The sequence below is a fragment of the Streptomyces exfoliatus genome (assembly GCF_000725545.1).
GTDB lineage: Bacteria > Actinomycetota > Actinomycetes > Streptomycetales > Streptomycetaceae > Streptomyces > Streptomyces exfoliatus.
The window spans coordinates 24,033-30,572 of record NZ_JNZP01000040.1 but is presented as its reverse complement, the minus strand read 5'-3'; the positions used below and the strand labels follow the sequence as shown (position 1 = coordinate 30,572).

General features: G+C 70.6%; 5 protein-coding genes. 2 read left to right on the top strand and 3 right to left on the bottom strand.

Annotated features, from left to right (window positions below; genetic code table 11):
- Window positions 1-2,597 (bottom strand): flagellar hook assembly protein FlgD (locus IO20_RS37860; protein WP_030556154.1); only part of this gene is annotated, 2,597 nt, incomplete at its 3' end.
- Window positions 2,598-2,973: 376 nt separating this feature from the next.
- On the opposite strand from IO20_RS37860, the gene IO20_RS0131810 reads away from it, so the two are divergent.
- Window positions 2,974-3,741, top strand: a complete 768-nt coding sequence (locus IO20_RS0131810; protein ID WP_030556156.1) for a class I SAM-dependent methyltransferase — start codon at window positions 2,974-2,976, stop codon at window positions 3,739-3,741.
- A 57-nt stretch (window positions 3,742-3,798) separates the two neighbouring features.
- A complete protein-coding gene (locus IO20_RS0131805; protein ID WP_030556158.1) occupies window positions 3,799-4,122 on the top strand; it encodes a hypothetical protein in 324 nt (107 codons plus the stop codon).
- A gap of 9 nt (window positions 4,123-4,131) precedes the next feature.
- On the opposite strand, the gene IO20_RS0131800 is transcribed toward IO20_RS0131805, so the two are convergent.
- Together IO20_RS0131800 and groL are read right to left on the bottom strand one after the other, a co-directional pair.
- On the bottom strand, window positions 4,132-4,602 hold the full coding sequence (locus IO20_RS0131800) for an SRPBCC domain-containing protein (protein ID WP_030556160.1): 471 nt from the start codon (window positions 4,600-4,602) through the stop codon (window positions 4,132-4,134).
- A gap of 147 nt (window positions 4,603-4,749) precedes the next feature.
- Window positions 4,750-6,378, bottom strand: a complete 1,629-nt coding sequence (groL, locus tag IO20_RS0131790; RefSeq protein ID WP_030556162.1) for a chaperonin GroEL — start codon at window positions 6,376-6,378, stop codon at window positions 4,750-4,752.
- Window positions 6,379-6,540 lie beyond the last annotated feature (162 nt).

Genomic DNA, 6,540 nt, shown 5'->3' with positions numbered 1-6,540 from the left:
TACGCCCGCAACTGATCACCCACACGGACATACACATCCGCACACCGGTCACCATTCAGATCACCCACCGGCACGAACACCGACGACGTCGCGAACTTCCCCCCCGAACCAGCCATCCGCGCCGACACCGCACCCGTACCAGTCCCCCGGTACAACGACACCAGACCCGCCGTATCCATCACCAACAGATCACCGAAACCGTCATGACCAGCAAGGTCACGCCACACGGCGGCCCCACCCGTCACGGAGAACGCCCCGGAGACCGCGAGATCCACGCCCTGACCATCCGCGGCCTTCACCGTCAACGCCCACGCGTAGGCACCGTTCGCAACCAGCTTCCCAACCGCGTCCTTCCCGTCCCACGCAGGAGCGACCAGACCGCGCGCCTCGCCCCCGCTCAGGCTCCGCACGACCTTGCCGGTCGCCTTGTGCTTGAGGGTCAGGGACCAGGAGGCGGCGGGCTTGGACAGCCACCAACGCGGCTTCCAAGAAGCCGTCTTGAGGTTGACCGCGGGGGTGTCGGAGTCGAGGACGGCCAGGCGGCCCGTGACCCCGCCGAGGTCGACGACGTGGATCTTCCGCAGCGAGTCGACGAAGGCGACGGCCCCGCCGAACCGGTCGATCGCCCAGACCTGGTTCGGGTCCGAGACGTCGGCGTCCGCGAGGTTGCCGAGGACGCGGTCCACCGCCACACCGGAGCGGACGTCGGTCGCCATCAGGGTGTAGCCGTAGGCGCCGTAGTAGGCCGTGACGAGGAAGCCCTCGCCCAGATGGGCCTCGGTGTTCCGGTCCACCCTGACCTTGACCGCAGCCTTCTTCTCGCGGTCGTACACCACCGCGGCCGACGAGTCGGAGGAGCAGAGCGCGTAGATCCACCTGCCGACGACCTCCAGGCGGGACGAGCGGCAGCCGGTCCCGAGGTCGTGGGTCTCGACGGTCGCGCCCGTCCGCAGGTCGATCGCGGAGACGGTGTCGTCCGTCGCGGACGCCGTCCAGAGCAGGTTTCCCCAAAGGGCCTGCCTGGAGGTGGCGGCGGAGTTCCGGAGGATCTTCCCCGTCTCGATGTCCGCGACGATCGAGCGCACCCCGGAGGTGGTGGTGCCGCGGAAGTGCACGTAACGACCGGAGACGCTGTCGACGAAGTCCACCTGGAGCTTGCCCGTGTGGGCGAGCGTGACCGTGCGCGTGGTCCCCGCGGATCCGGGCGTGGTCACGTGCGCCTTGACGATGCAGTCGGTGCACGACGTCGTCGCGCCGGACGGCGTGCCGTTCGCCTCTTCCAGGATGACCAGCCGGCCGTCGCCGGTGTCGTGCCACCACTTACCGGAGCCGGCCGACTTGAGGAGCGCCGGGCAGTTCGGGGCGGTGCCGGACAGCGCGTCGCAGGTCCAGGACGGCGCCGCCGTGGGCGCTCCGGTCAGGGACAGGCCGAATCCCCGGAGGGTGTGGGTCGTGGTCCGCGTCTCCGTCACCACGCGGCCGTTGGCCATGGTCACCGCGGCGTACGGGACGGTCGCGGGAGCGGCCAGGACCTGGGAGGTGACGGGGGCGCCGTCGGCTCCCGAGGCGATGCGGCGTACACCCCAGTGGGCGAGGTCGGTGCCCCCCAGCGCGTACAGGGCGCCGTCCGCTCCGGCCTCGACCGCGCCGCCCTTCTGGGCGACGATGCCTAGGTCACGCGTGGCGCCCCCGGCGATCGGCGTGGCGACGACGGGGAAGGTCGCGAACTCCCACGGGTCCGTCGGCCCGTCGTAGCGGCCCACGATCCAGTCGCCGACGACGCCGAGCCGCGCGTCGGTGTCGTCGCGGTCGTTCGGCAGCTTCACGGTCCTGCCCGCGTCGCCGTGGTCCTTGCGGGAGACGACGAACGCCTGGTCGGTGCCGGTGGCGTCGTACTGGACGATCCAGTCGGCGCTGAGGACCGCGCGGCGGGAGGACGTGGAGAACGGCGGCTCGGGCACGGCGGTGAGCGTGCCCGTGGCGAAGTCGATCAGGGCGGTGTGCGGGGACGCGGCGCCGCCGTAGGAGATGAGCGCACCGGCATCGTCGTAGGTGACGAGGGAGGGCGGCCCGTCGGCGCCCGGCACGAGCACCTCCAGGTCGGCGGGCGCGTCCGGGCCGTAGCCCAGCAGGTGCAGGACGGCGCCGCCTCCGCTCCCGGAGTCGGCGGCGATCAGCCGGTCCGCGGAGACGGCGGGGTACACGTGCGCGTACTGGAGGGGCAGGGCGAAGGTGGCGCCGCTCGCGAAGTCGTGGACGGACGCCTCTTGGCCCATCTCGTCGAAGCAGGCGACCCTGTCGCCGTGGAAGACCGGGTCCGCCGACCAGCATCCCGGGCCGTGAGCGACTCGTCCGTCCTTCAGGCTCTGCCAGGAGGTGTACGCGGCTTCTCCGTCGCGGATCAGCTGGACGCCGGTTCCGGCGCCGTAGAGCTGCGTGTCGGGTGTTCCGTCGGGATCGGCCGGCGCCGGGATCGTCACCTCGTAGGGCGCGTCGGAGGCGGCAGCGGTGGCGGCGGATGCGGTCGCGGTGGCCGTCAGGCCGGTGAGGCCCAGGGTCGCGCTCAGTGCGAGCGCGACGGCTCTTCGGACGGACAAGTACGTGTCCCCTCGTACGGGTGGGCAAGCGGGTACGACGAGGGAGGGCGAGCACGACGGGCACGACAGGCAGGGCGCAGTGGGCCGCGGCGGCCGGGGGGCCGGCGGGACCCCCCCTGTCGGCAGCCGGATCGTACAGCCACTCGAATCCAAGGCGCCAGAAACCTGCCCTGGCGGGGCCCTGGAAGGCCTCTTCCCGGGCCTGGAGGCCCTCCTCCGGGGGCCCGCACACCCCGCCCGCCCCCGAGCCCTCGCTCTCCGGTCACAGCCCCGCCATACCCCGCACAGCACCTCCGCACACCGCCCCTGACCTGGGCTTTTACCTCAACTCCCCCTATCCTTAAGGGACTCGGAGGGGAGATTCCACATGCCAGAAATCGACCGCGACGTCCGCACCGTCGACGACGTCCTGAACCTGCTCGACAGCCTGTTCGCCCCCGACGCCGACCGCTGGACCGGCGGTGGCGCCGACTGGTGGGACGGGTTCTACGCCGACCGGGACAAGCCGGTGCCGTTCTTCGTCGCGAAGCCCGACGAGAACCTGGTGTCGTACGTCGAGCGGGGCCTGATCCCGGCCGGCGGCCGGGCCCTCGACCTCGGGTGCGGGCCCGGGCGGAACTCCCTGTACCTCGCCTCGCTCGGGTACGACGTGGACGCCGTCGACCTCTCCCCGACCGCCATCGCCTGGGCCGGGGAGCGGGCCGGAGAAGCGGGGGCGGGGAACATCCGGTTCACGTGCGGCGACGCCTTCAAGGGCGCCGCCCCCGACGGCCCGTACGACCTGATCTACGACTCCGGTTGCTTCCACCACCTGCCCCCGCACCGCCGTGTCAGCTACCTCGCGCTCCTGGAACGCGTCCTCGCGCCCGGCGGGCACTTCGCGCTCACCGCGTTCGCGGCCGGCGAGGGCGGCATGGGCTCGGAGCTGCCGGACGCCGACTTCTACAAGAAGGGCCGCCTGGAGGGCGGTCTCGCGTACACCGAGGAGTCGCTGCGCGCGATCTTCACGGACGCTACGAAGCCGAACGGACCGATCGGAGACGGCCTGACCGCGATCGACCTCCGCCGGATGCGCGACGAACCCGCCCACTCCCCCGCCTTCGGCGAGTCCTTCCTCTGGACGGCCCTCTTCCGCCGCGCCTGACCCTCGCCGCCGGTAATTCAACAGCAGCCGCGGGGCCGCGCCCCCTAACCTGCCTCCATGGGACACGCCAAGACCTCATACGTCTGTCTGCCGTGCCGCGCCTCGTACAAGCAGCCGTACGACCGTGAGCGCGAGCGGCGGTGTCCGCGCTGCGCGCGCACCCTCATCCACGCAGGATCGGCCTTCGCACCGCCCCGCCGCCGGGACGTCTCCGGCTGGCGGGCGCTGTCGGTCGTCCTGAACGCCGGCATCCGCTTCCACAAGTCGTGCTGCGGGGGCCCGGGTTACCGTCCCCGCACCCTCTCCGAGGTGAAGTCGGGTCTGGCGCGCGCCCGTCGCACCGGAGAGCCGATCGCGCAGGCGCTGCTCCGCGTCACGTGAGAGGCCCGGTCACATGGTCTTCAGGTGCTCCGCAAGCCGGTCGTACTGCTCCCGCACCCCCGCCTCCATGCCCGCGTCCAGCGCCTGGTCCCTGATCTCGTTCGAGGGCCAGACGGACGTGCTGGTCAGGGCGGTTCCCCCGTCGGGGGTGGCGTCGAAGGTGAGGGTGACGTGGACCGGCTCGGCGTCCGGCATCTGCTCGAAGGTCTCCGTGTAGTCGAGGCGTTCCACCGGGACGATGTCCTCGTACGTGCCCGAGAAGACGATCTCCTGCCCGTCGGGTGCGGTCTGGCCCCAGCGCCAGGCACCGCCCACCCGCAGGTCGATGTCGACGACCGTCGTGGTCAGCCCGGACATCCCGTACCACTCCCGTACGTGCTCGGGGACCGTCCAGGCCTCCCAGACGCGGGCCGGTGGGGCGTCGAAGGTGCGGGTGACGACCAGCTCACGGTCGGCCGGTGTGGTGAGGAGGGTGACCATGGTCTGTTCCCTTCACGAAGGGGCACTTCCAGGATCCGTTAAACGCCCGAGGGCGGCACCCCCTGGTGGGGGTGCCGCCCTCGTTCTTCGCGTTCGGCTCGCGCGTTCAGCTCACGCGTCCGGCGATGAACCACCGATCCCGGAGGATCAGAAGTCCATGTCACCGCCCGGCATGCCGCCGCCGGCCGGCGCGGACGCCTTCTCCGGCTTGTCGGCGATGACGGCCTCGGTGGTGAGGAACAGCGCGGCGATCGACGCGGCGTTCTGCAGCGCGGAGCGCGTGACCTTCGCCGGGTCGATGATGCCCTCGGCGATGAGGTCGACGTACTCGTTGGTCGCGGCGTTGAGGCCGTGGCCGACGGGCAGGTTGCGGACCTTCTCCGCCACGACGCCGCCCTCGAGGCCGGCGTTGATCGCGATCTGCTTCAGCGGGGCCTCGAGGGCCAGCTTCACGATGTTCGCGCCCGTGGCCTCGTCGCCCGAGAGGTCGGCCTCGAGCTTCTCGAAGACCGAGGAGGCCTGGAGCAGGGCCACGCCACCGCCGGCGACGATGCCCTCCTCGACGGCCGCCTTCGCGTTGCGAACGGCGTCCTCGATGCGGTGCTTGCGCTCCTTGAGCTCGACCTCGGTCGCGGCACCGGCCTTGATGACCGCAACACCGCCGGCGAGCTTCGCCAGGCGCTCCTGCAGCTTCTCGCGGTCGTAGTCGCTGTCCGAGTTCTCGATCTCGGCGCGGATCTGGTTCACGCGACCGGCGACCTGCTCGCTGTCACCGGCACCGTCGACGATGGTGGTCTCGTCCTTGGTGATGACGACCTTGCGGGCGCGGCCCAGCAGGTCGAGGCCCGCGTTCTCCAGCTTGAGGCCGACCTCCTCGGAGATGACCGTGCCGCCGGTGAGGATGGCGATGTCGTTCAGCATGGCCTTGCGACGGTCGCCGAAGCCCGGGGCCTTGACCGCGACGGACTTGAAGGTGCCGCGGATCTTGTTGACGACCAGGGTCGACAGGGCCTCGCCCTCGACGTCCTCGGCGATGATCAGCAGCGGCTTGCCCGACTGCATGACCTTCTCCAGGAGCGGGAGCAGGTCCTTCACGGAGGAGATCTTGGAGTTGACGATCAGGAGGTACGGGTCGTCGAGGGACGACTCCATGCGCTCCATGTCGGTGGCGAAGTACGCCGAGATGTAGCCCTTGTCGAAGCGCATGCCCTCGGTGAGCTCGAGCTCGAGACCGAAGGTCTGCGACTCCTCGACGGTGATGACGCCTTCCTTGCCGACCTTGTCCATCGCCTCGGCGATGAGCTCGCCGATCTGGGTGTCGGCGGCGGAGATGGAGGCCGTCGAAGCGATCTGCTCCTTGGTCTCGACATCCTTCGCCTGCTCGAGGAGGGCGCCGGAGACGGCCTCGACGGCCTTCTCGATGCCGCGCTTGAGGGCCATGGGGTTGGCACCGGCGGCCACGTTGCGGAGGCCCTCGCGGACGAGCGCCTGGGCGAGGACGGTGGCGGTGGTCGTGCCGTCGCCGGCGACGTCGTCCGTCTTCTTGGCGACTTCCTTGACCAGCTCGGCGCCGATCTTCTCGTACGGGTCCTCGAGCTCGATCTCCTTGGCGATGGAGACACCATCGTTGGTGATCGTGGGGGCGCCCCACTTCTTCTCGAGGACGACGTTGCGGCCCTTGGGGCCGAGGGTGACCTTGACGGCGTCAGCGAGCTGGTTCATGCCGCGCTCGAGACCGCGCCGGGCCTCCTCGTCGAACGCGATGATCTTGGCCATGTGAAGTGGTCCTCCCGGACATGGGGTGGATAACGCTCCAGGACCGCGCCGACGCCCGCGACGGACGGCCTCCGGGATGTCCGCGTGGTTCCTTGCCCCACCCGGCCGGCGGCCTCGTCTGCCCGATCCTCGTAGCACTCTCACCTTCCGAGTGCTAACGCC

Excerpts from the sequence above, each read along its gene's own strand:
- IO20_RS0131805 (WP_030556158.1), top strand. The coding sequence starts at position 3,799 with ATGGGACACGCCAAGACCTCATACGTCTGTCTGCCGTGCCGCGCCTCG.
- IO20_RS0131800 (WP_030556160.1), bottom strand. The coding sequence starts at position 4,602 with ATGGTCACCCTCCTCACCACACCGGCCGACCGTGAGCTGGTCGTCACC.
- groL (WP_030556162.1), bottom strand. The coding sequence starts at position 6,378 with ATGGCCAAGATCATCGCGTTCGACGAGGAGGCCCGGCGCGGTCTCGAG.